The sequence below is a fragment of the Lactobacillus sp. N54.MGS-719 genome (assembly GCF_000980505.1).
In the GTDB taxonomy this organism is placed as follows: domain Bacteria; phylum Bacillota; class Bacilli; order Lactobacillales; family Lactobacillaceae; genus Lactobacillus; species Lactobacillus amylovorus.
Genome location: NZ_LARO01000026.1, coordinates 1 through 23,053, shown reverse-complemented (window position 1 = coordinate 23,053; position 23,053 = coordinate 1). Strand labels below are relative to the sequence as shown.

The window sequence follows — 23,053 nt, the reverse complement described above, 5'->3', positions numbered from 1 at the left end:
AAAACGAATGCTTCAAGTTTATTGATTTTGCCATTTTTCATGCCAGCGATACAAAATCAGTGGCAAAACTGATACGATCACACACATGCCAATCAAAGTCCAAACATAAACACCATGTAAGTAACTTGGAGTTCCTTATGCTGGAACGAAGGTAACGAAGAATGCAATTACGGTAATAATTAATGCAAAAATTGCAATCGCAATACTGGTGTTAGGATTCTTCGACATGTAATACATGCGGTGATAGTCTTCGTGTCTTCTCTTTAAAACAATGTAAGCGATCAACATGATCATATAAACCATCAAGCACTGAGCAGTAGTTACGGCCAAAGAAACATTAAAGGCAAAGTCCGCATTGGCACCACTAGTAAATGTAATCAAAAGCGCAGAAATAGTAACAATGCTTGATTGAAAGATCATGATTCTGATTGGCACATCATGCTTAGTGGTCTTGGCAAAGAATTTAGGCATGTAGCCTTCCCTTGCAGCTTCATACATCCCTTGGTTAGGACCAGCAATCAGTTACCAAGTTCACCGATGATTCCGCAGGCGAGCATGATTCCCACAATCTTTTGCAATAAATCACCAGGAAGACCAATTGAAGTAAGCAATTTACCATATGTGTAAACAAAGCCAGTACTATTTTGGATTTGATCCTTAGGTACAGTCATTCCAATCGCCATACTACCTAACAGGTCAAAGCAGATAGCTGTAATGGCCAAAGCAAGCATAACTTTTGAATAAGAACGAGGATGATCCAGGTTTTTAACGTGAGGAGCTGAAGCTCCCCGCCGCAGAATGCCAACATAAATGGAACAAAGGCAACCAATGTTGAACCATTCAACTTATGTGGGATCACCGTATTCCAGTTGATCACCATATGTAATGGATGACCTTGTGCTACATAAACAAAGAATGAAATGATCAGCAATACCACCGACAACGCGATTCCTAAGATGAAGAGCCATTCCGCAATTCGACCGATTTTTCTAACACCGATTAATTGAATTGCAGTCGCACCCCACAGAATTACCATCATCAGGGCAAAACGCACAATTGGCGTGGTATTAAACCATGGTGTCCCCAGTGTAATAGATAAAGCACCAATAATGACTTACATCATGGTATCCATCCCTACAGTGATGTGGATCCATTGATAAAACATTGCGGTCCGGCCGGTTTTATCACCTAAAGATCCCTTAACCCAGGTAAAAATACTGCCTTTCTCCCAGCCATTGATTGAAGCCATTTCTCCGGCCATTTACGTAATTGGTATAAACCAGGCAATACCAGCAATCAATAAATAAAGCAGCGCTGTAGCACCAGTCTTACCAAATGGAGCTAGTCATCGCAAACAGCTTGAATGCAGTCAGACGATTGTATTTCAAGTCCTGCTCCAGGGCCCAATCTTCTTTTTTCTCGTTATTCAAAAAATTAACCTCTACTCTTCCAAAAAAATATTTTTTCGAAAGTAATTATACTAGTGTTTTGATTATTTTACAGGTTAATTTCGAGCAAAATTGGACAGTGGTCTGCTCTTTTTCCGGTATCCATCATTTCTGACCGAACCACCTTATCGGCTATCCGATTAGATACTAGCCAGTAGTCAATTCTCCAGCCAGAGTTGTTGGCCTTGGCGGTTCTAACGCGTTGAGCCCACCAAGAATAAACATCTGTAATATCGCCGTGAACTTTTCTAAATGTGTCTGTAAAACCTGCATCTAATAAATTGGTAAAGTCCACTCTTTCTTCATCAGTAAAGCCGGCTGAATGGTGATTATTTTCGGGATGCTTCAAATCGATTTCAGTGTGAGCACAATTGTAATCGCCACTTGCCAAAACTGGCTTTTCTTGATCTAGCTTGTGTAAGTATTCAGTATATTTCTCATCCCAAACTTGGCGATCAGCTAAACGCTTTAAGCCACTACCTGAATTGGGCGTATAAACTTGTGTGACAAAGAACTTATCAAAATCAAGCGTAATAATTCGGCCTTCCGCGTCCATCGTATCTGGTACACCAATAGTTGGATATGAAGCTTTTGGCGTTAATTCTTTTTTATAAAGATACATTGTTCCTGCATAACCTTTTCTGGCCGGTTCTTCTGAAGAACGCCAAACGTAATCATATTCAGGAAACTTTTCTGCAAGTACTGTTTGGTGCTTCTTAGTTGGACCCGTTGCACGCAACTTGGTTTCTTGAATTGCAATAATATCAGGATTTGCGTCATGAATTTTATCTAACACCTGACGGGTTTCTTCAGCTCTAGCTGATGTTCCAGTCAAAGCCGCATTAAGTGAATCAATATTCCATGAAATTAAAATCATTGCTCTTTCTCCTTTTTTCTATTCATGCTAATTATAGCCGAAAAAGAAAAGGACTGGCTTAGATAACTAATCTAAACCAGCCCTTTAAGGGAGTTGTGTTGAATGAGAATAACGAGATTTTTTTACATTAGCCTACTCATCACTAATGCTGTGAAAACGAATCATCAAGGTTAACAAAAAGGTTCAACGCTTGAGATATGCAGGGGACTTGATTCTTCACTTTCGCAAAAAGGGGATGGGCTTTTTATCAACATTCGCTTTTGCGACCACATAGTCGCTTGAGCTCCCAATGTATGAGTTAATAAAACGCCCAATAGGATGTATTAATAAGGAATTAGAAGATTTGTTACCTTCTTGCAATCTATCTCTATTTGTTGCGTTGTATTTTTGTTATGAGTATATAATACCAATTGCATGACATGGTGTCATTATATTCTCTATGTCTTTATAATTCCTTAAACAATTGCCGTATATAGGAATAATTTATTCTGCTTATTTAGCTTGTTTTATTTTAAATTTTTAAAATTTTCTGCAAAAAATAAGCTTTTTTGTGTTTTGTTGAACAAGTGGAAGTGTATAATGAGGGCTGGTCATACTAATAAATTTTACGGAGGTTTAAATTTATGACAAAGATTTTTGCTTACGCTATTCGTAAAGATGAAGAACCATTCTTGAACGAATGGAAGGAAGCTCACAAGGATATCGATGTTGATTACACTGATAAGCTTTTGACTCCTGAAACTGCAAAGCTTGCTAAAGGTTCAGATGGTGTTGTTGTTTACCAACAACTAGACTACACCGCTGATACTCTTCAAGCATTGGCAGATGCTGGCGTAACTAAGATGTCATTACGTAACGTTGGTGTCGACAACATTGACATGGACAAGGCTAAGGAATTAGGCTTCGAAATTACTAATGTTCCAGTTTACTCACCAGACGCTATTGCTGAACATGCTGCTATTCAAGCTGCACGTATATTACGTCAAGACAAGCGCATGGACGAAAAGATGGCTAAACGTGATTTACGTTGGGCACCAACTATCGGCCGTGAAGTTCGTGACCAAGTTGTCGGTGTTGTTGGTACTGGTCACATTGGTCAAGTATTTATGAAAATTATGGAAGGTTTCGGCGCAAAGGTTATTGCTTACGATATCTTCAAGAACCCAGAACTTGAAAAGAAGGGTTACTACGTTGACTCACTTGACGATTTGTACAAGCAAGCTGATGTAATTTCACTTCACGTACCAGATGTACCAGCTAACGTACACATGATCAACGACAAGTCAATTGCAGAAATGAAAGACGGCGTTGTAATTGTAAACTGCTCACGTGGTCCACTTGTTGACACTGACGCAGTTATCCGTGGTTTGGACTCAGGCAAGATCTTCGGCTTCGTTATGGATACTTACGAAGGCGAAGTTGGTGTATTTAACGAGGATTGGGAAGGTAAAGAATTCCCAGACAAGCGTTTGGCAGACTTAATTGATCGTCCAAACGTATTGGTAACTCCACACACCGCCTTCTACACCACTCACGCTGTACGCAACATGGTTGTTAAGGCATTTGACAACAACTTGAAGTTAATCAACGGCGAAAAGCCAGATTCTCCAGTTGCATTGGACAAGAACAAGTTCTAAAAATAAATTAGAATTAACAAAAAATCTCAGCTCAATTGGGCTGAGATTTTTTGTTTGGTTTATAAATTATCGTTATAGCTATCAGACACGTCGTCCGCAGGATTGGCTACTGACTTTAAAGTGAAATTCTTACCATCATAGTTTAAAACAACGATGCCACAATTGTGATAATGCAGTTTTCCTAGGGGATGTAAACTGTTCAGTGCTTTTCTTAAGAAGTTCATTAAGGCACCACCATGTGAGACAATTAACACGTTTTTACCATTTGGAATATCCTTAAGCAATCTACGAATCGTTTTATCCATCCGCTCTTCTACTTCGACCTGGCTTTCTCCACCAAATTGTTTGAAGAAGTCATTATAAGGTGGCTTAGGATTCAAGCTTTCATCGTGGGCTTCATAGCGACCAAAGGCAAACTCCCTCAATCCCTTATCACGCTTGAATGGCATCTTATGTTCCGTTATAATTTCCAACGTATCACTCGCTCTTTCAGAGCTTGAAGAAAAGGCATAATCAAAGTGTACGTATTTTTCTTTTAAATAATCACGTGTAGCTTCTGCTTGCGCAATTCCTAATGGAGTTAATGGAGAATCGCATCTGCCTTGGATCTTATGGAAATAATTAAAAAAAGGTTTGTCCATGACGAACTAAATATACTGTAATCATTGTCTTCTCCCATATCGAGGTTAAAAATGAAAATACTAAAAAGAATTGGAATCGGTTTGCTCAGCTTAATCGGTATTCTGCTTGTAGTAATTATCGGTTATGTGGGCTACATGCAAATGCACTACTATCGCATCCCTGATAATCGCAAACTGTCTATAAAAAATAATCAATCTAAACAATTAAGCTTGCACCATCTATACTCTATTATTACTTATAATGTTGGTTTTGGTGCATATAATCACAATTTTGATTTCTTTATGGATAAAGGTGAACTCAAAAACGGCACAAAAACGCAAGGGACACGTGGTACTGCCTTTTCTAAACAATCCGTTCTTGCTTCAACCGATGGTGTCATCAAGACGATGAAAAAACAGAATCCTGATTTCATGCTCTTTCAAGAAATCGATACCCACTCAACGCGTAGCCACTATGTCAACCAAGTTAATTTAGTTGAGCACGCTTTTAAAAATTATGACCATGTTTTTGCCAATAATTTCCACTCCGCATATCTCGCTTGGCCACTTTATGACCCACACGGCAGCGTTCAATCAGGTTTGCTTAGTATGAGTAAGTACCACATGCAAAGCGCAGTTAGAAGAAAATATCCTGTTTCTTCCGCATTTATCTCCAAATTTACAGATCTTGATCGCTGTTTCACGGTTATGCACTACCCAATCAAAGGCGGAAAAGAATTAATCGTCATCAATAGTCATATGTCAGCCTATGATAAAGGCGGCAAAATGCGTAAAGCGCAAATGAAGATTCTTTCTAAAGTAATCGAAGCTGAATATAAAGCGGGCAATTACGTCATTGTCGGTGGTGACTTCAACCACGCATTAGGCCGCGACATGCTCACCCACTTTGACCATCAAGAAAAGATTCCTAGTTGGGTATCTGTTTTAGATCAAAAGATGTTGCCTAAGGATTTCATCATGGTTAAAGCAACTAACCGTGAGCGTGTAGCTACAGTTAGATCAACGGATATGAAATATCGGCCTAAGGTTAACTACCAAACAGTTGGCGATGGCTTTATCATTTCAAAAAATATTAAAGCCAAGGCTACCGATATCAACACTGATTATCGTTATGCCGATCACAATCCAGTCAGATTAGGATTTAGCTTAAAATAAAAAAGCCGTTTTACGGCTTTTTTATTTTTATTCAATATCTAAATATTTAGCTAAAACTTTTAAGACACCATTCTCATCATTCGATGGTGCTTCGTATTTGGCAACCGCCTTCGTTTTAGCGTTAGCATTTTCCATGGCATAGCTATAACCACATGCCTCAAGCATGCCGATATCATTTTCACCATCACCAAAAGCAATCAAATCTTTTTGTTCAATGCCATAGTACTTAAGCATATCAGCTACACCTTTGGCTTTATTAATGCCCTTGTGCACCAGATCGATCGTCATATTACCGCTACTAGTACCGCGAACGTAATCACCGTATTTTTCATTGAAGCGATCTTGAATAATTGTAGCTAATTCATCGTCGGCAGTCAGACAAACTTTCAAAATAGCATCGCTAGAATCGATATCAGTAAATTTATCGATTTCTTCTACTTTGCGATAGTAAATTCGAATATCATCTTTGGTTGCCTTATCCATACTTTTCAAGATGTAACAATGATGTTCTGCACTAACCATGATGATTGCTTCTGGATATTCGGTTTGAATAAAGTGAAGCAACTTCTGAGCAATATCATAATCGAGCGCAGTTCTTTTGATTACTTTGCCATCGGCTTCGAGAATAGCGCCATTTTCAGATACATAATCAATTCCTTCAGTGAATTCTTGAAAGTATTCATGTGATCTGATCAATTGATTACCTGTAGCTGAAATGAAGGGAATATTGTTTGCTTGTAGTTTTTTCAAAATTTTACCAAAAAGCTGATGATCAAAAGTCTTCTTTTCTGTTAAAAAAGTACCGTCCATATCAACAGCTACGGCTTTAAAGGGTATTGTAGTCATGTGTATCACCTTTCCAATACCTTTATGTTACTATGTAAGCGCTTTTGTTTCATCGTTTTTTGCTAAAAATGAAATTTCTTTCACAGGTAATCATATATTTCACTTCATGCAAGAAGTTTTATTTTAATGGGTACGTATATGGATAATGCGCTGTTTCTGGCACTTTATCCCAGGTTACCGTGTGGCCTGCACCATGTGAACAAAAGACCGAGTTAGGCGTATTATCTAGATCTGAAACAGGATCATAATTTTTCTGTTCGATGATTTCTTGAGCATTATGACAAGGCAAATAACCCTTTACGACGCATTCAAAGATTCCGTCACCATGCGTGTAGCCACGTACTTGCGCAGCGTAATCCTGCATTTCACTAACTGGTGCCGAGCCTTCAATGATGGTGCGGTCGCCTTTATTTTCTGGTGAATTAAACTGACCATTCATTCTTTGAATATCATTCAGCGCGCGGCCTACATGTTCTTGACTTACTTCAAGGCGGAAATCATACCATGGTTCAAGCAAGATCAATTGGTCCTGCTCTTTTAATTCCATCAGGCCCTGACGCACCGCACGATAAGTTGCTTCTCTAAAGTCGCCACCGACTGAGTGCACAATACTACCTTTACCGCCAAGCAAAGTAATTTTTACGTCTGTAATTGGCGTACCCAGTAAAACTCCCAAATGCTCTTTTGATTTAAGAGCTGTCATAATCTGATGTTGCCAATTTTTGGTTAAAGCTTCTAGACTGCAGTTATTTTCAAAAACTACGCCACTATTTCTTGGACCTGGTTCAAGCAACAGGTGCACTTCCGCATAGTGACGCAACGGTTCAAAGTGACCTACGCCTTCTACTGGTTGAGCAATAGTTTCTTTGTATAAAATGCTGCCTTGTTCAAAATCAACGGTTAAAGTAAAACGTTCCTGCAACAATTGTTTTAAAATCTCGAGTTGAATTTTCCCCATCACCTGAACGCGAAGTTCCTGCAAATGTTCTGACCAAGTTACATGAAGCTGCGGATTTTCGTCTCCTAGCGTCTTTAAGGCCATCAGACAGGCATGAATATCCTCATCCAGTGGATTAAGCTTGTAAGTTAAAACTGGCTTTAGACTGGCTTCTTTTGCGTCTGTAGCGCCAAAGCCTTGTCCTGGATAAGTCTTAGTTAAACCAGTAGCTGCAACAATTTCGCCTGCATTTACTTTTACAACCGTTGTAAATTTTTCACCGTTATATTCGCGCAATTGATTAATCTTTTCGCCGGCTAATTCAGTTTTTGCCTGCAATTTGCCGCCTAAAATTTTAATCCAGCTAAGGCGCTCCCCATTTTTATCATGCGAAATCTTGAAGCATCTAGCTGAAAAATCAGGACTATATTCTTTTTCTTTAGTCCACTTATCAAAGCCTGCTAAAAATTCCGTAATTCCAGTTAATTTCAGAGCTGAGCCAAAATAAACGGGATAGATCTTTCTCTGCACAATTAAATTTTGAATATCCGAATTCATAATTTCTTCGCCATTCAGATATTTTTCGAGCAGCTGATCATCAGCCGAAGCCACATTTTCATAAAAAGTTTGATCTTCTTGGCTAAAATCCAGGCAATTTTCACTTAAACTTTTTTGAATATCGGTTAAAACCTGACCTTTATTTGTACCTGCAATATCGATTTTATTAACAAAAATAAAAACAGGCACATGATTTTTCTCAAGTAAATTCCACAGCGTCTTGGCATAACTGGTGACGCCATCGGTCGCCGAAATAACCAAAATCGCATAATCTAAAACGCTCAGCACTTCTTCGGTTTGAAAAGCAAAATCGACGTGCCCTGGCGTATCAAGCAAAGTAATCTCTGCATCATCCGTAGTCAATTTAGCCTCATGAGAAAAAATAGTAATGCCCCGTTTTTTCTCAAGTTGTTGGGTATCTAAAAATGCATCCCCATTGTCCACTCTTCCCAAATTCCTGATATTTCCTGCCCGATACAGCAAGGCTTCAGAAAGAGTCGTCTTACCCGCGTCAACGTGGGCCACAATTCCTGTTGTAATTTTCTTCATCATTTTTCACCTAAAAAAAGTATCTTATCTCAAAGATAAGATACCCTTCTCATTAATTCAATTAATACTTCTTTTGAAAATCATTCTGCATCAATTTAACGAATTCTGGATAATTTTCCACTTCAAAAATTGGGTGCAAATGGAGCGTATTTTTACGGTGACGGTGATTGTACCAGATGCTATCAAAGCCATATTCTTCTGCACCTAAAATATCGGATTGCAAGCCATCGCCAAAGAAGACTGTTTCATCAGGACCGATCTCAGTTCGACTGAAGAAATAATCAAAAGCATGTGGATTCGGCTTAGAATAATGGGCTTCTTCTGAAGTAACAATCAAATCAAAATATTTTTTCACGCCAGCTAGTTCCAAGCGGTGATTTTGCATAAACTTTTCACCATTACTCAAAATAGTTAATTTATAGCCCTGCTTCTTCGCAAACTTCAAAGTATCTTTTATACCCGGCAGAAGTTTATGTGCTTCGCCAAAGTATGAACGATATTCGTCCATGGCCTTTTTACCATCAATCTCAATTCCAAAATGATCCTTGATAAAGTCATGAAAGGTCATTTCACTCAGCTGTTCATAGGTTAACTCGCCTTGTTCAAGTCTGCGCCATAATCCCTGATTGTAAGCATGGTACTGGCGCTGAAGTTCTTGAGATAATGGCCAATGATGTGCATTAAAAAGACTGTGCAAAGCAAAATCTTCAGTTGCCGCAAAATCGATAATAGTATCATCAACGTCAAAAATAATTTGTTTATAGCGCAATGTGGTTAGTCCTTTCCTTAATTCTAGAATATCAATTATATCAGTTTTTAAAAATTAAATGAAAAAAGTGATTGACAACTTTTTAATAACTCTTTAAAATTTGTGACAACAAATAATTTGAATGAAAGGAAGATTTAACCATGTTTAAGAATGTAGTAATCAATCGTTGGCAATTCCAGCACTAGAGTTGTTTCTGCACGCTTATTAAAAGCACGGATGCGACTCAGATACTTTTCGCATCTGTGCTGGTAAATCTTCATAAAAAAGTAGCCCGCACGAATTTAATAAACGTGCGGGGTTTTTTGGACATTTCCCGTAAAACGGAAATGTCCTTTTTTGTTTATGGGAGTCGGAAAAATGAAAAGATTAATCGGAACAATTATTGCTCTCTTCGCCTTTTTAGTTGCCGCATTTGTTATAGAGGTAAATAAACAAACTACAGCGCAAAAAGAAAAGGTCGTGGGCATTTTACAAACTATGAGTCACCCAGCCTTGGATCAAATCCACCGCGGTATTATTAAGGGTCTTGAAGACGAAGGTTACCGCGAAGGTAAAAATATCCAAATCGGTTTTCAAAATGCCCAAGGCGATCAAAGTAATTTGAAATCAATGAGTGATCGTTTTAACCAAAGAAATGCAGCAGTGACAATCGGAATTGCGACACCAGCTGTTCAATCTTTGGCTAACGAATCAGGCGACACGCCAGTAATCATGGGTGCAGTCAGTGATCCACTAGGAACGCACTTAGTTAAAAGTTTGAACCATCCTGGTGGCAAAGTTACCGGGGTGCAAGATCGTCAGCCTATTCCAGCTCAATTAAAATTGTTGCGGACGATTTTACCTAAAGCTAAACGGATCGGGGTTGTCTACACCTCAAGCGATGATTCATCCGCATCTGAATATCGTGAATTTAGAAAATTAGCTGAAAAAGAAGGCCTCACAGTTCGTCCATACACGATCACTTCTACCAATGATATTGAACAAGTTGCCCAAATCATGGCGGGCAAAGTTCAAGCAGTGTATGTACCTACCGACAACACCGTTGCTTCAGGAATTGCCACCTTGCTTAAGGTAACTAACGAAGCAAAGATTCCTGTTTTCCCAGCTGCCGATACCATGGTTAAGTCAGGTGGTCTTGCCACTAGATGTGTGAGCCAGTTCGACATGGGAGTTTTAACTGGTCACATGGCCGGACAAATTTTGAAAGGTAAAAATCCAGCAGATACACCGGTTAGAAAAGTGACCAGCTATGAAACTATGATTAACCAAAAAGCCGCAAACGAATTAAACATTCATATTCCAGACAGCGTCATCAAGGCTGCACAAAAGAAAGGACGGATTATCAAATGAGCCTTATTACATCAACTATCGGGCAAGGTCTCTTATGGGGAGTCTTAGCCTTAGGCCTATTTCTCACTTTTAGAATTTTAAATTTCCCTGATATGACTGTTGAAGGAACCTTTCCCTTCGGTGCAGCGATTTGCGTCAGTGCTTTAGTACACGGCGTTGATCCGGTGCTGGCTACCATCCTTTCATTTTTAGGCGGGATGCTTACAGGGTTAGTTACTGGACTACTTTATACCAAAGGCAAAATTCCAGTTTTACTTGCTGGAATTTTAACCATGACTGGTGTCTACTCAGTCAACTTGCGTATTTTAGGTAAAGCAAATGTCGGCTTGCTCAACAAAGCTACTTTGCTTAACGAGAAGTTTTTACAAAAATTGCCTACTAACTTCCCTACTATTGTGGTTGGTCTCTTCTTTGCAGTATTGATTATCCTTTTGTTAGCTGTTTTTCTAAATACCGACCTTGGTCAAAGTTTCATCGCAACTGGTGATAATGAAAAAATGGCTCGCTCACTGGGTATCAACACCGATAACATGAAGATCCTAGGCTTGATGCTTTCAAACGGCTTAATTGGTTTAGCTGGTGGTTTGATCGCCCAAAACGGTGGTTATGCCGACGTTAACATGGGGATCGGAACAATGGTTATCAGCCTTGCCGCAATCATTATCGGCGAAGTCGTTTACGGCAACAATTTAACTTTAACTGCTCGTTTAATTGCCATCATCATCGGCAGTATCATCTACCGTTTGATTTTGTTATTAGTTTTGCAACTAGGCTTCAGCACCAACGACTTCAGATTGATCTCCGCAATTATCTTAGCTATCTGCATGATGTTGCCATTGTTTGAGAAAAAGTTCCATGTACGTAAATTATTGAAAAAAGGAGTTCAAAAACCATGAGCACAATTTTAGATTTACAAAACATTACCACCACAGTTAATGAAGGTACAAACGAAGAAAAGCAAATTCTCAAAAACATCAACTTAAAACTGGAAGATGGCGACTTTGTGACCTTGCTGGGGACCAACGGTGCTGGTAAATCTACTCTTTTAAATATCATCAACGGCTCCATTTTTCCCATTACTGGGAAAGTCCTCTTAAAAGACCGTGATTTAACTCCTTTATCTGAAGTAAAACGTGCCAAGTATATTGCCCAAGTTTTCCAGGATCCTAAGATGGGAACTGCTCCAAGAATGACGGTTGCCGAGAACTTACTTTTAGCTACTAAGCGTGGTCAACATCGTGGCCTGCGCCCTAGAGGGCTCGATAAACACATGAAAGAATTTGAAAAAGAGACTGCTCAGCTGCCTAATGGATTAAATGAGCGCTTAAATACTTTCGTGGGCAATCTCTCAGGTGGTCAGCGCCAAACACTCAGTTTCTTAATGGCTACCATCAAAAAGCCAGAATTATTGTTGCTAGATGAGCATACAGCTGCCCTTGATCCTAATACCAGCCGCGATTTACTCGAATTAACTGATCAAGTTGTACGCGAAGAAAAATTAACCTGCATTATGATCACCCACCAATTAAAAGATGCCATTAAGTATGGCAATCGGATGGTAATTCTGAATAGCGGGCAAATTGTATTAGATGTTAAAGGTGAAGAAAAGAAAGAATTAACTGAAGAAGATATTTTGCAATATTTCACTGATTAGTTATTTTTACTCACATGTTCCGTAAAATAAGCACTATGAAACGGCTTTAATTCTGACTAAAATAAGAATTGAGATCATAATAAAAGGACTTATACTAAGAAAACAGTTATCTAAAATAGATAGCTATTTTTATTTATTTTGCCAATTTTTAACTAAAAATAATTGAAAGCGTTATTCTAGCAACATTTGTGGGACCTAAATTATTTTTTAAAAAATTCAAATTATCCCTTAAATTTTATAATATATGTTATGCAACGAGGATGTAAGGAATGAGGGAACGAAAAGTTCCAACGAGTTTAAGTGATATAGAAATTAGAGGTATTCATTATGTTAGACGCAAAGAAATTAGCTAAAGTTGTTTCAGTCTCAGTCGCTTCAATGAGTTTATTAGGTGTCAGTGCTTCAGTTACCGAAGCTGCTAGTTTCACTGCCCCAAAGTTGGGTGTTGCAGAAGTTGCTCCTACTAACCCAGCTATCAAGAAAGGCGACAAGATCTTCGTTACTGTTAAAGATACCAAGACGCTGTTTTAAACGCAAACGGTGGAAAGCCCGCTAAGACAGTTTCAATGGGTTCAACTTTCACTGCTAAGGATGTTAAGAAGACTAACGGCAAGAAGCTTGTTAAGATCAGTGGCAATCAATAGTTAGACACTAAGGATGTTGTTAAGGATTAATAAAAATATTCAGATCTAACAAAATGAATAACTAAAAAATGCACGAAGCCAAATTCTGACTTCATGCATTTTTATTTTGGTCTAAATTATTTTACGTAGGTTTCTTTAATGCTGATAACTGATAAAGCAGCTAAGAATCCTGAAATACCAGTGATTAACATCATAGCTGGCATTGAGTTACCTACCATTGGGAAGATGATAAAGCTGAGTAATGAAGCGACAATCTGTGGCAAACAAATTGAACAGTTGAATAAGCCAAGGTAGGTTCCCATGTGTTTACCTGATAAAGCGTTAGATACCATAGTCAATGGATAAGTGTTCATCCCTGCCCAGCTGATTCCGATTAAAATGAATGAAAGAATCAGCAGCATTTGTGAATGAACCAAGAAAATTGAAGTGTAGCCAATTGCACCTAATGCCAAACTTAAGCCGTAGCCTAACTTATGACGATTGTTTGGTACTTTAGCCAAAACATATGACCAAATTACAGCCGCAATTGATTGAACAGCAGTCAATACGCCGAACCAGTTACCTGCAATTTGGTAGCCTGCTGAAGAAGCGGAAGTGGTGTTCCATACGTTTTGCGCAATCGCACCAGTTGCATAAGTTGAAAGGTATTGGAATGAAATCCAGCTGAAAAATTGGACTAATGAAACTTGCCAAAATACTTTTGGCGCTTTCTTTAGCAATTCAATCCAACCGCCACCTTCTTTGTTATCTGATTCCTTGATACCATGGTAACGAGCATAAGTTTCTGGATCATATTCATGAACTCTGAAGATGGTGAACAATGAAGTAATTACCAAAACAGCTGCACCAACATAGAATGAAATGACAACTGATTGTGGCACTACACCCTTCTTAGCGGTGTTGGCAACACCAAAGCTGGTTAGCAAGAATGGGAAGAATGCAGCAATTACGGCACCAAAGTTGGAAAGCATACTCTGAATTCCGTAAGCATATGACTTTTGATCGTCGTTGACCATATCACCGATCATCATCTTAAATGGTTGCATCGCCATGTTAGAAGCGACATCCAAAACAGCGATTGCGACAGCACCAAAGATAAGTGCTTCTAAGGATCCATATCCTAAACCGAAACTACCGACGTTAGGCAAAATGACCATCGTGATAACGGCAAAAATCATCCCGATCAATAAATATGGCAATCTTCTCCCGATTTTAGGAATCCAAGTACGATCTGATAAGGATCCGATTCCTGGTTGCACCACCAGACCAGCAAGTGGTGGCAAAATGAAGAACCAACCTAATTTTGTTGGGTCAGCCCCTAAAGTTTGGAAAATTCTACTCATTTGTGAAGTTTCCAAAGTAAATGCAATTTGTACGCCTAAATAACCTAAGCTAATCATCCAAATAGTGGAAGCGGCTAGCGTTGGTAAACCTGATTTTTCTTGCTTCAAGTTCTCTTTCTCCTTCCATCTAAATCGCTTTCATATTTTAAATGATATCGATTTCAGAAAGAGCTTTCAATATGATTTGCTCTGTTAACGGTAACTTAATTGCATAAACATTTCTTGATTTTTTCTAAAATCGGCATACTTAATCTACGCTCTCTCCATCTCCTGGTAGTAAAATATTCTCATAGATTATGGGGGTATGAAACTATGCTTTCACTTTTGTTAACAATTTTCTTGATTTGGCTTTTCTTCAAGTTGGGGGTTGGCTTAATCAAGATTTTTGGCTTCTTACTCATTGCCGGATTGATTTTCGTATTTTGCGCATACTTGCTCATCCCATTCCTGGCTCTGGTAACCGTGGGTGGATTGTTGTTCGCGGCAATAAGATAATTTAATTGAATAAAAAATAAAGAGGCCTTTCGGCCTCTTTTTTACATGCTCTTCAAATTTTTAACAATCAATTTAGCTAATATCTCATAGCCTGCATTCCCAAAGTGCAAACCATCATTTTTCATTCCTTGGGCAGTCTTCTTGATGTCCCCTGCATCTAACATCGCCTGACATAAATCCGCATATCTAAAATGATATTCCTGAGCGACTTCTTCGACTGCTTTGGCATATTTTTCTACTAAAGCATTATCGCGCACAAGCTGCTTTTCCTCATCAACGGCGGGTGGCGAAACAAGCAAAACATGTGGCGGATAATATGCACAAATTATCGCTGAACAAATCAATTCCATATTTTGCTTAAATTGCGTTAACGGTACCTGCTTATGCGTTGCCAGATCATTAGTCCCAAGTAAAATTACCAAGTTATCGCACTTTTTCACGTTCAAAACTAATTCATTAAGTCTTGCAAAAAACGCACCTGAATTGATCCCCGACACTGCAGTATTTTCAATTTCTACGTCAGGCAACATCTTTTTTAAATTCCAGTTAATATGCGGCTCTTCTTTGCCTTCATTGCGTGCGATGATGCTATCGCCTGTCAGTAATAATCTCATTTTAGAACTGCCTTCTTCTTACTCTTTTTAGTTGGCTTAATGCCTAAAACATCCAAGAAGAAAGTAAAGATTGGCACACCTACGATCAAGCCCCAGCTGCCCCAGAAATGTTCTGCCACAAGCAAAACCAAGAATGTGTAGAAAATTGGTAATTCAGTCTTGCTGGCCATGAACTTAGGATTTAAGACATAGGCTTCAACGGCGTGAATAATCATGATCATAATGAAAATGTAAATCACGTAGCGAATGCCGCCTACTGAGTAGCCCACAATACTTAGCGGAATCAGCGAAATGATTACACCAGCAACTGGAACCAAACTCAAAATGAAGACCATCAAACCTAAGGCGACAATCTGTGGCATTCTCATTATAGCCAAACCGATCATTGTCAAAGCTGTGTTACAAATCGCAATAAGGAATTGGGCCTCAAGCACTACACCAAAGGTATTGGTAAATTTTTTACCGAAGTAACAAATATCTTCAAAGAGCCACTTCAAGTAGCCGCTTTTAACGAATAAACTAGAGAATTCTCTCATCTTCTTTAATTCAATCGTGTAAAAGAAACTTAAGATCAGTGACATAAATGTCGCGATGGTCAGCGTGCCGATATTAGTAGCAGTGTGAAAGGCAAAAGTCATAGCGTGCTTTGCCTGTTCAATCAACTCACTTTTACTAATGTAACGCGTTACGTACGACATCAAACGCAACGATTCATCGCTTTCATAAAATACCATAACAGACTTCACCATCTTACTGATTTGCACCACCAGCATGGGCAAGTAAACCGTTATAACGAAATACAATAGTGCCAGAATTATCAGATACGTGACGACAACTATTATCCCTGTCGGCATCTTAGGAATGTAACGCTGGACTAAACGAATCAGGTGCACGATTACGTAAGTAAAAATAAATGTTAACAGAATCGTATTCATCATTGCCCGCATCTCGTACAAACAAGCTACGATTAACAAAAATACGACAACTCTACGCAATGGCACATTGTCTTTAAATTTTTGCCAAGCTGTATTCATGAATCAAACCTCGTTTTTTCCATTATTTTTGATTGTAACATGATAATTTTCTATATTTTTTGCTTTCTAAAGCTATACCACATTTTATCTAAAATTTTTTCTAATTTATTAGCCCTATTCTGATGGGATTTGCAGTTTACAAATCAATGCTATCCGCGATAATTTTCTACAAACCACAAGATATTGTGGTACATTTAGATATGTGCTCATACATAATGTGTTTTGTGAAACAATAATAATCTTTTAGGAGTGAAAAACATGCCATCTACTAGAATTGAACTAGATCAAAACTTTATTGATCAAGTGAAACATGAAATCAAACCTCACTGGGGTGAACTTGGCTGGGTAACTTATAAGAGAACTTATGCCCGTTGGCTTCCTGATCAAGATCGTTCAGAAAACTGGGATGAGACAGTTAAGCGTGTGATCGAAGGTAACATCAACCTTGATCCACGTCTAAAAGACTCTCCCTCTAAAGAAGTTATCAGCGAATTGACCAATGAAGCTAAACGATTATTCCGTTTAGTTTATGGCTTATCAGCTACTCCTTCAGGTCGTAACCTTTGGATTTCAGGAACCGATTATCAAAAACGGACTGGCGATTCATTAAACAACTGCTGGTTCATCGCTATTCGTCCTCAAGAATATGGCGACAGTCACATCGTGCCTTCTTACGTTGATAAGAGAGAAAAAGCTGTCTCCATGCCTTTCTCCTTCCTATTCGATCAATTAATGAAAGGCGGCGGCGTTGGTTTTTCAGTTGTTAACGACAACATCAAGCAAATTCCTAAGGTTGATAACAAAATCGATTTAACTGTTGTAATCGATAAAGGCAGCAAGTCACACGATGCCTCAATCAAGGTTGGCGCCGTTGATAAAGACGAATGGAAAAAGCAAAATCCAGATCAAGACGACGTGATTTACTACAGATTGCCTGATACTCGTGAAGGCTGGGTTCTTGCCAATGCCCGTTTAATTGATATGCACTTTAACCAAACCAATCCTGATCGAAAGACCAAATTAGTTTTGGACATTACTGATATTCGTCCATACGGTGCCAAGGTCCATGGCTTCGGCGGTACTGCTTCAGGTCCAATGCCTTTAGTTGAAATGTTTATCGATATCAACAACGTCATTAATGCCCGCGCAGGTAAAAACTTGACTGCTGTTGATGCGACTGACATTTGTAACTTGATTGGTAAAACAGTTGTTGCCGGCAACGTTCGTCGTTCAGCTGAGCTTGCACTTGGCTCTAGCGACGACCAAGACTTTATCAAGATGAAGCAGGATAAGAAAAAGCTTTATCACCACCGTTGGGCTTCTAACAACAGTGTGGCCATTAATTCTAAGTTTAATAATTATGGTCCAATTGCTGACGGCATTTTGCATAATGGCGAGCCTGGTATCGTTAACTTAGATTTGTCACGCAACTATGGTCGTATTGTTGATGGCTATCAACCAGGAATTGACGATGACGTTGAAGGTACTAATCCTTGTGGCGAAATTTCTTTGGCAAATGGTGAGCCATGCAACTTGTTTGAAGTCTTCCCATACATCGCTGAAATGCAAGGCTGGGACTTAAAAGAGGCCTTCGCCTTAGCTACTCGTTTTGCTAAGAGAGTTACCTTTAGTCACTACGACTGGGAAGTTTCACGTAAGATTATTCAAAAGAACCGCAGAATCGGTATTTCAATGTCTGGTATTCAAGACTGGCTGCTTAATGACTTGGGCCACAGAGTAGTCACTGGCTTTGAAGATGCCGTTGATGCAGAAACTGGTGAAAAGATTAAGAAACCAATCTATGATTCACAGGCAGTTGAAAGAGTGGATGGCTTATACAAGGCTGTAGTCGACGCAGATAAGGCCTACAGCAAGGAATTAGGCACCCACCCATCAATTAAGCACACCACAGTTAAACCATCTGGTACGGTGGCTAAATTGGCTGGTGTGTCAGAAGGGATGCACTTCCACTATGCTGGTTATTTGATTCAGAGAATTCGTTTCCAGGCTAGCGATCCATTGCTTCCAGCCTTAAGAGAATGCGGCTATCATACTGAACCAGATATTTACACTAAGAACACTATTTGCGTCGAATTTCCATTACGAGCTGCTCACGCCGATAGTAAAAACTTTGCTTCTGCCGGAACGGTTTCAATTGCGGAACAATTCGCGACCCAAGCATTCTTGCAAACATACTGGTCTGACAATGCCGTCAGCTGCACCATCACCTTCCAATCAGATGAAAGTGACGAAATTGCTCCACTTCTTCACCAATACAGACACACTATCAAATCAACTTCACTTCTTCCTTACTACGGTGGTTCACTCAAGCAAGCTCCAAAAGAGCCAATTGACAAGAAGACCTATAAAGAAAGAGCTGCTTTGATTACTGATGATGTTGAAGAAGTATTTGCAAAGCAAAATGATGATCAAAAGGGATTAGAAATTGTAGGACAAACCGACTGTGAAGGCGGAGCTTGCCCAATCAAGTAATTTATTAGAAGATAAAAATGAAGAACAAACACAAATTTAGTTTATTATTTACAATCGTTGCATTTTTAACTTTATTTTTGACGGGATGCTCAAATAATAGTTCATCCACTGCCAAAAAGAGCTCTAACAATCAAATTACGGTTAACTACACCTTGAAACAAGGCAAGAAAACCGTAAGTGATAAATCCGTTAAGATTCCTAAGAAAAAGGCCAAGGTAATTACCGGTCTTAAGAAAGCATGGAAAGTGCAAGAAACTAAGGGCTTTATTACTTCAATCGATGGTAAAAAGCAAAACCCTAAGAAAAAGATTTATTGGACTTACACAATTAACGGCAAATGGGCAACCAAAGGTGCCGACAAACAAGCTGTTGCTAACAAGGATAAAGTTAAATTTACTCTAGACAAGGTGAAGTAATTTATGGTTACTGAGCGGCTGCAAATCAAACAAATCGCATTACTGGCCATGCTTACAGCAATGTGCGTGGTCTTGCGTATCTTCAAAATTATTCCTATTCCCAACGTACAACCAGTAACTGATATCTTGATGATTGTTACTCTTTATTTGGGTATCGGCTCAGGTATCACTTTAGCTGCTTTGACAATGTTGATTTCTAATATTTATTTGGGATTCGGCATTTGGACTATTCCCCAAATCTTAGCTTATGCTGGTTGTGTATTAACTGTGGCCTTTTTAAACAAAGTTACGCCACTGCAAAATCACTTTTGGTTACAGGTAGCTTTGGCCACCTTTTTAGGTTGGGAATACGGCTTTTTAGTCGACCTGGGGATGACTATTTTCGGTGGTTTGCCTGCTTTCATCGCTTACCTTGTTTCTAGCTTCGCCTTTGATACCTACCATGCAATTGGCAACTTTGCCTTCTACTTTGTTTTATATAAACCAATCACCAAAGCACTTGAAGCCTATCAACGGAGGATAATCTAATGACAATCAAAATCTACACTAAAGTTGGCGACAAAGGGCTAACCAAGCAGGTTACTGGTAAAATAGTGCCAAAATATGACCTGCAAATTGAAGCATTGGGCAATGTGGATGAGCTTCAATCATACCTTGGTGTGGTGATCGCCAACTTATCAAAGAATTGCCGGGAATTACGTGAAGAGCTGGAAAACGTTCAGCGTAATTTATACCAACTGCAAGCCGATATTGTCGTTAAGCACCATCATGAAATTAGTGAGAAAAATGTCACACAGTTAGAAGACCGCATTAATAAATTAACTCCTAAAATACCCACTATTCCTGAATTTATCTTGCCTGGTGGCAAGGTTACGGGTGCTAACTTACAATATGCTAGAACCGTTGCTAGACGTGCCGAAAGGTCTTTAGTCAAGTTGAGTTTAAATGAACAAAAATTAGACGATTGCGATTTGGAGTATATGAATCGCCTTTCCGATTACCTTTTCATCTTAGGACGCTACGCAAATGTACTTGATGGTTACACCGAAATAAAAAGCAAAGTGCGAGAAAAGAACCGTATTAATGGCTAAAAAAACACCGTTGCCGGATTAAGCAGCGGTGTTTTTGTTTGAGCGATTTTCTTTTTCAAGAATTGCTTTCTTTATTTCCATAAACTTAGGTGCATCCAAAACTCTTAATTTAGGGAAGCTCTTAAGCATACGTTTTTGGTTCCAACTTAAACGATTTGGTTTTAATTCGTCGTAGTGCTGAATAACTGAGTGATGCCAGTCGCCAACTTTAAGTCTGCCTTTCTCAGCCATTCTGCTTTCTACTCTGGATCTAACGCGTTCAATAAATTGGTTGATGCGATTGTCCCACATCTTGGTTGTAATATGGAATCTTTCGACACTGATTACAGTTAAGATTGTATCGATTCCCATAACTATCGTGATCCCTACAGCTAACCAACCATGCGTATCTCTTTCCTCAATATTGATAATCTTTTGTACAAATGGCTGGATAAATTTTACTAGTAGAATTACGCCGAAGCCCCAGAATAAGGAAATAACTGGCGCTACACGACCTTGGATGTTACCCCACAATTTTGAGTAATCCCATAATTTAAGATGGAAGACTTTTTCAAGGAATAAACTCGCGACATATTCGAAGACTGTCGCGACAATGATTCCGACGATAAATAGCAAGAAGATATTGTCTTGGACATCTTTAGTGCAGATTAAGACTGTAGTAACTGCGAATCCATAGACTGGACAATATGGGCCAAACAAAAAGCCACGATATTCATAATGATGATCTTTGATCGAACAATATATTGTTTCCCATAACCAGCCAATAAAAGAATATGTAAAAAATAAAACAATAATTTCAGAAATAGTGTATGGCATCTTTATATTTCTCTTTCAATATACAAGCTTATATATCCATAATAAGTGAAAGAGAGTAATTTGGCTATCGAAAATATAGATTTTATTAACTATCTACTTTTCCTTTTTTAAGCCCAATGTAAGGGCACCCACAATTAGAGCAAATAAACCGATGATAGACAAGAAAAGTGATGCAGATTCGCCTGCTTTAGGAAGGCTAGCTGAAGAAGTTCTATTTCTGTGTCGATTATGCTTTTTGAAGCTAACTTCTTTTAGATCATCATCGTCTAAAATTTTATCTGCGACAGTTTTGAAGTCCTTATCACTATGTCTAATCCTAGTCGCCTTAGGTGTACTAATTGTAGTTGGCTGATTATCCAAGCCTGTTAAACCCGTTACTGGGAGCTTTAACTCTTTATTTCCTGATTCAGTGTCTGCTTTTTCTTCTCTTCTTCCATCAGCATTTCGAGCCACCAGCATCTCATTTCCGTCTGTCCTTCTAATTCGCGTAGCTTTTTCCCCATATCTATACCTTTTTGTATTCTTCTTTCCAGTCTCTTGCGTCTCGAGAAGTTTGCCAAAAATGCTTGTAATCTCTTCATCTTGAATTTTTCCTCCATAAATATTTTGATTAGTTGTTTCGTCATTTAATTTGTAGCTAACAGCTACCTGATTCACAGCGCCAAGTGCAGCATAATCCTTAACTTGAGTGGCATAGCTGATACTAATCGGACCACGATATTTTTTATCATCTAAAGTTAGCGTTAAATTATTTTGATTAATCTTTGGATTTTCTTTGCCAAACTTAATTTCATGGTTTGCGACTTGGACCTTTAAAGATTTTTCATCCCAAATTAAACCTTCAGGTATAGCATTTTCCACTACAACTTGATCATATTCTGCCTTTTTTGGATCAATCTTGATTTCCCAGGAAATATTGTCTTGATCAAAAATTCCGTTAATATCAACAGAGCTAATTTCTTCTACAGGATTATTTTGTCCTACTACATGAAGAAACTTAGTTAAATCACCCGCTTGAATAAACAAGGTCTGACCTCTTTCAGATTTGTTTTTAACTTGCAGATCAAAATCAATTTGACCAGTTACATTTTCAAAATCCTCTATATTGTCATTGAATAAGACAACTACGCCATCTTGATCAACAACATATTGACCTACTTCATGATCTCTACCTGCTTCATCCTGAATTATGAGTCTATTATTTTCTTTAATCCCTTGAAGCGATGCACCACCTACATTTTCCCACGTAATTTTCATCAGACTGTTAGCAGTAAAAGCCTGTCTTCTATCACTAAACTTGGCCTGCACATGCACAAAATCATCGTTAAACTTGGCTCTCTTTTTATCAACCTTGAGTGAGACAAAATTATCGCTCACATCCATCACGGCTGCCTGAACGGTTCTTACTCCTTGGGCAAAGGATAAAAAACAAAAGAAAGCAATGCCTACAAGAATCTTTCTCATTTTTCCCTCCGTACAACTTTTTTGTTATTTGAAATTATACGGAGATAAACTTGTAGAACAATGCTTTCTTCAATGGAAAAATACACTTTTACAGTTTTGTCGCAATTTAGCAAACAAAACTGCTTTTTCTACTCTAAGTCAAGTGTTATCAACGATTTTAAGCAATTTTATTTTGAAATACAGGCCTAATCGGGAAATGGCTCCCGGAGAATCGAGTTAAAT

21 protein-coding genes and 2 pseudogenes are annotated in these 23,053 nt (G+C 38.7%); 11 read left to right on the top strand and 12 right to left on the bottom strand.

All coding sequences use genetic code 11. The features are described 5' to 3' along the window. Positions 1 to 18: 18 nt before the first annotated feature. Together WS44_RS06010 and WS44_RS06005 are read right to left on the bottom strand one after the other, a co-directional pair. Positions 19 to 1,430, bottom strand: a pseudogene (locus tag WS44_RS06010) (amino acid permease). A gap of 67 nt (positions 1,431 to 1,497) precedes the next feature. Beyond that, on the bottom strand, positions 1,498 to 2,325 hold the full coding sequence (locus WS44_RS06005) for an exodeoxyribonuclease III (protein ID WP_046433662.1): 828 nt from the start codon (positions 2,323 to 2,325) through the stop codon (positions 1,498 to 1,500). Positions 2,326 to 2,948: 623 nt separating this feature from the next. On the opposite strand from WS44_RS06005, the gene WS44_RS06000 reads away from it, so the two are divergent. Next, a complete protein-coding gene (locus tag WS44_RS06000; protein WP_013641339.1) occupies positions 2,949 to 3,962 on the top strand; it encodes a D-2-hydroxyacid dehydrogenase in 1,014 nt (337 codons plus the stop codon). Between the two features lie 59 nt (positions 3,963 to 4,021). Here the strand turns inward: WS44_RS06000 and WS44_RS05995 are convergent, their stop codons facing one another. After that, positions 4,022 to 4,603 carry a histidine phosphatase family protein gene (locus tag WS44_RS05995; protein WP_022087645.1) on the bottom strand — a complete coding sequence of 194 codons (582 nt, stop codon included), beginning with the start codon at positions 4,601 to 4,603 and terminating at the stop codon, positions 4,022 to 4,024. A 51-nt stretch (positions 4,604 to 4,654) separates the two neighbouring features. Between WS44_RS05995 and WS44_RS05990 the strand changes: the two genes are divergently transcribed. Then, positions 4,655 to 5,758 (top strand): endonuclease/exonuclease/phosphatase family protein, encoded by a 1,104-nt coding sequence (locus WS44_RS05990; protein WP_013436894.1) that lies wholly within the window; start codon positions 4,655 to 4,657, stop codon positions 5,756 to 5,758. Between the two features lie 27 nt (positions 5,759 to 5,785). Here WS44_RS05990 and WS44_RS05985 read toward each other — a convergent pair whose 3' ends face one another. The 4 genes from WS44_RS05985 to WS44_RS10000 form a co-directional block, all read right to left on the bottom strand. Beyond that, positions 5,786 to 6,604 carry a Cof-type HAD-IIB family hydrolase gene (locus tag WS44_RS05985; RefSeq protein WP_013436893.1) on the bottom strand — a complete coding sequence of 273 codons (819 nt, stop codon included), beginning with the start codon at positions 6,602 to 6,604 and terminating at the stop codon, positions 5,786 to 5,788. Between the two features lie 118 nt (positions 6,605 to 6,722). Then, a complete protein-coding gene (locus WS44_RS05980; protein WP_046433660.1) occupies positions 6,723 to 8,648 on the bottom strand; it encodes a TetM/TetW/TetO/TetS family tetracycline resistance ribosomal protection protein in 1,926 nt (641 codons plus the stop codon). Between the two features lie 61 nt (positions 8,649 to 8,709). Continuing rightward, complete coding sequence (locus tag WS44_RS05975; RefSeq protein WP_013436891.1) at positions 8,710 to 9,417, bottom strand: YjjG family noncanonical pyrimidine nucleotidase; 708 nt, start codon at positions 9,415 to 9,417, stop codon at positions 8,710 to 8,712. Between the two features lie 134 nt (positions 9,418 to 9,551). After that, positions 9,552 to 9,677 carry a hypothetical protein gene (locus WS44_RS10000; RefSeq protein WP_006351306.1) on the bottom strand — a complete coding sequence of 42 codons (126 nt, stop codon included), beginning with the start codon at positions 9,675 to 9,677 and terminating at the stop codon, positions 9,552 to 9,554. A 97-nt stretch (positions 9,678 to 9,774) separates the two neighbouring features. Here WS44_RS10000 and trpX point away from each other — a divergent pair, with 97 nt between their 5' ends. The 4 genes and pseudogenes from trpX to WS44_RS05955 all read left to right on the top strand — a co-directional run bounded on the left by trpX (position 9,775) and on the right by WS44_RS05955 (position 13,065). Continuing rightward, positions 9,775 to 10,767, top strand: coding sequence for a tryptophan ABC transporter substrate-binding protein (trpX, locus tag WS44_RS05970; protein WP_046433659.1), 993 nt, complete (start codon positions 9,775 to 9,777; stop codon positions 10,765 to 10,767). Continuing rightward, a complete protein-coding gene (locus tag WS44_RS05965) occupies positions 10,764 to 11,663 on the top strand; it encodes a branched-chain amino acid ABC transporter permease (RefSeq protein WP_046433657.1) in 900 nt (299 codons plus the stop codon). Before trpX ends, WS44_RS05965 begins: the two co-directional genes overlap by 4 nt. Then, a complete protein-coding gene (locus tag WS44_RS05960; RefSeq protein WP_013436888.1) occupies positions 11,660 to 12,421 on the top strand; it encodes an ATP-binding cassette domain-containing protein in 762 nt (253 codons plus the stop codon). The genes WS44_RS05965 and WS44_RS05960 overlap by 4 nt, the downstream gene beginning before the upstream one ends. Before the next feature lie 327 nt (positions 12,422 to 12,748). Continuing rightward, positions 12,749 to 13,065: pseudogene (locus tag WS44_RS05955) on the top strand (hypothetical protein). 116 nt (positions 13,066 to 13,181) lie between these two features. Here the strand turns inward: WS44_RS05955 and WS44_RS05950 are convergent. Further along, on the bottom strand, positions 13,182 to 14,516 hold the full coding sequence (locus tag WS44_RS05950) for an SLC45 family MFS transporter (RefSeq protein WP_046433655.1): 1,335 nt from the start codon (positions 14,514 to 14,516) through the stop codon (positions 13,182 to 13,184). Positions 14,517 to 14,720: 204 nt separating this feature from the next. Here WS44_RS05950 and WS44_RS05945 point away from each other — a divergent pair, with 204 nt between their 5' ends. Continuing rightward, positions 14,721 to 14,903 (top strand): hypothetical protein, encoded by a 183-nt coding sequence (locus WS44_RS05945; RefSeq protein WP_046433654.1) that lies wholly within the window; start codon positions 14,721 to 14,723, stop codon positions 14,901 to 14,903. 41 nt (positions 14,904 to 14,944) lie between these two features. Here the strand turns inward: WS44_RS05945 and WS44_RS05940 are convergent, their stop codons facing one another. Next, positions 14,945 to 15,517, bottom strand: coding sequence for an SGNH/GDSL hydrolase family protein (locus WS44_RS05940; protein WP_046433652.1), 573 nt, complete (start codon positions 15,515 to 15,517; stop codon positions 14,945 to 14,947). Beyond that, positions 15,514 to 16,551, bottom strand: a complete 1,038-nt coding sequence (locus WS44_RS05935; protein WP_046433650.1) for an AI-2E family transporter — start codon at positions 16,549 to 16,551, stop codon at positions 15,514 to 15,516. The genes WS44_RS05940 and WS44_RS05935 overlap by 4 nt, the downstream gene beginning before the upstream one ends. A gap of 258 nt (positions 16,552 to 16,809) precedes the next feature. Between WS44_RS05935 and nrdJ the strand changes: the two genes are divergently transcribed. The 4 genes from nrdJ to WS44_RS05915 are packed head-to-tail and all read left to right on the top strand — an operon-like array spanning position 16,810 to position 20,551. Further along, positions 16,810 to 19,044 carry a ribonucleoside-triphosphate reductase, adenosylcobalamin-dependent gene (nrdJ, locus tag WS44_RS05930; RefSeq protein ID WP_046433649.1) on the top strand — a complete coding sequence of 745 codons (2,235 nt, stop codon included), beginning with the start codon at positions 16,810 to 16,812 and terminating at the stop codon, positions 19,042 to 19,044. Between the two features lie 17 nt (positions 19,045 to 19,061). Then, the gene (locus WS44_RS05925) at positions 19,062 to 19,460 is read left to right on the top strand and encodes a DUF4430 domain-containing protein (protein ID WP_013436882.1); all 399 of its coding nucleotides are present in this window, start codon (positions 19,062 to 19,064) and stop codon (positions 19,458 to 19,460) included. 3 nt (positions 19,461 to 19,463) lie between these two features. After that, positions 19,464 to 19,988: an ECF transporter S component gene (locus WS44_RS05920; protein ID WP_046433647.1), complete on the top strand. Its 525-nt coding sequence runs from the start codon at positions 19,464 to 19,466 to the stop codon at positions 19,986 to 19,988. Continuing rightward, a complete protein-coding gene (locus tag WS44_RS05915; RefSeq protein WP_014565451.1) occupies positions 19,988 to 20,551 on the top strand; it encodes a cob(I)yrinic acid a,c-diamide adenosyltransferase in 564 nt (187 codons plus the stop codon). Before WS44_RS05920 ends, WS44_RS05915 begins: the two co-directional genes overlap by 1 nt. 18 nt (positions 20,552 to 20,569) lie before the next feature. Here WS44_RS05915 and WS44_RS05910 read toward each other — a convergent pair whose 3' ends face one another. Next, positions 20,570 to 21,367 (bottom strand): putative ABC transporter permease, encoded by a 798-nt coding sequence (locus tag WS44_RS05910; protein ID WP_013641328.1) that lies wholly within the window; start codon positions 21,365 to 21,367, stop codon positions 20,570 to 20,572. Between the two features lie 93 nt (positions 21,368 to 21,460). After that, positions 21,461 to 22,831, bottom strand: coding sequence for an LPXTG cell wall anchor domain-containing protein (locus tag WS44_RS05905; protein WP_046433645.1), 1,371 nt, complete (start codon positions 22,829 to 22,831; stop codon positions 21,461 to 21,463). Positions 22,832 to 23,053: the final 222 nt, after the last annotated feature.

What these genes read in the sequence shown, in the direction of transcription:
- WS44_RS06005 (WP_046433662.1), bottom strand. Translation starts at nt 2,325, where the DNA reads ATGATTTTAATTTCATGGAATATTGATTCACTTAATGCGGCTTTGACT.
- WS44_RS06000 (WP_013641339.1), top strand. Translation starts at nt 2,949, where the DNA reads ATGACAAAGATTTTTGCTTACGCTATTCGTAAAGATGAAGAACCATTC.
- WS44_RS05995 (WP_022087645.1), bottom strand. Translation starts at nt 4,603, where the DNA reads ATGGACAAACCTTTTTTTAATTATTTCCATAAGATCCAAGGCAGATGC.
- WS44_RS05990 (WP_013436894.1), top strand. Translation starts at nt 4,655, where the DNA reads ATGAAAATACTAAAAAGAATTGGAATCGGTTTGCTCAGCTTAATCGGT.
- WS44_RS05985 (WP_013436893.1), bottom strand. Translation starts at nt 6,604, where the DNA reads ATGACTACAATACCCTTTAAAGCCGTAGCTGTTGATATGGACGGTACT.
- WS44_RS05980 (WP_046433660.1), bottom strand. Translation starts at nt 8,648, where the DNA reads ATGAAGAAAATTACAACAGGAATTGTGGCCCACGTTGACGCGGGTAAG.
- WS44_RS10000 (WP_006351306.1), bottom strand. Translation starts at nt 9,677, where the DNA reads ATGAAGATTTACCAGCACAGATGCGAAAAGTATCTGAGTCGCATCCGT.
- trpX (WP_046433659.1), top strand. Translation starts at nt 9,775, where the DNA reads ATGAAAAGATTAATCGGAACAATTATTGCTCTCTTCGCCTTTTTAGTT.
- WS44_RS05965 (WP_046433657.1), top strand. Translation starts at nt 10,764, where the DNA reads ATGAGCCTTATTACATCAACTATCGGGCAAGGTCTCTTATGGGGAGTC.
- WS44_RS05960 (WP_013436888.1), top strand. Translation starts at nt 11,660, where the DNA reads ATGAGCACAATTTTAGATTTACAAAACATTACCACCACAGTTAATGAA.
- WS44_RS05945 (WP_046433654.1), top strand. Translation starts at nt 14,721, where the DNA reads ATGCTTTCACTTTTGTTAACAATTTTCTTGATTTGGCTTTTCTTCAAG.
- WS44_RS05940 (WP_046433652.1), bottom strand. Translation starts at nt 15,517, where the DNA reads ATGAGATTATTACTGACAGGCGATAGCATCATCGCACGCAATGAAGGC.
- WS44_RS05935 (WP_046433650.1), bottom strand. Translation starts at nt 16,551, where the DNA reads ATGAATACAGCTTGGCAAAAATTTAAAGACAATGTGCCATTGCGTAGA.
- nrdJ (WP_046433649.1), top strand. Translation starts at nt 16,810, where the DNA reads ATGCCATCTACTAGAATTGAACTAGATCAAAACTTTATTGATCAAGTG.
- WS44_RS05925 (WP_013436882.1), top strand. Translation starts at nt 19,062, where the DNA reads ATGAAGAACAAACACAAATTTAGTTTATTATTTACAATCGTTGCATTT.
- WS44_RS05920 (WP_046433647.1), top strand. Translation starts at nt 19,464, where the DNA reads ATGGTTACTGAGCGGCTGCAAATCAAACAAATCGCATTACTGGCCATG.
- WS44_RS05915 (WP_014565451.1), top strand. Translation starts at nt 19,988, where the DNA reads ATGACAATCAAAATCTACACTAAAGTTGGCGACAAAGGGCTAACCAAG.
- WS44_RS05910 (WP_013641328.1), bottom strand. Translation starts at nt 21,367, where the DNA reads ATGCCATACACTATTTCTGAAATTATTGTTTTATTTTTTACATATTCT.
- WS44_RS05905 (WP_046433645.1), bottom strand. Translation starts at nt 22,831, where the DNA reads ATGAGAAAGATTCTTGTAGGCATTGCTTTCTTTTGTTTTTTATCCTTT.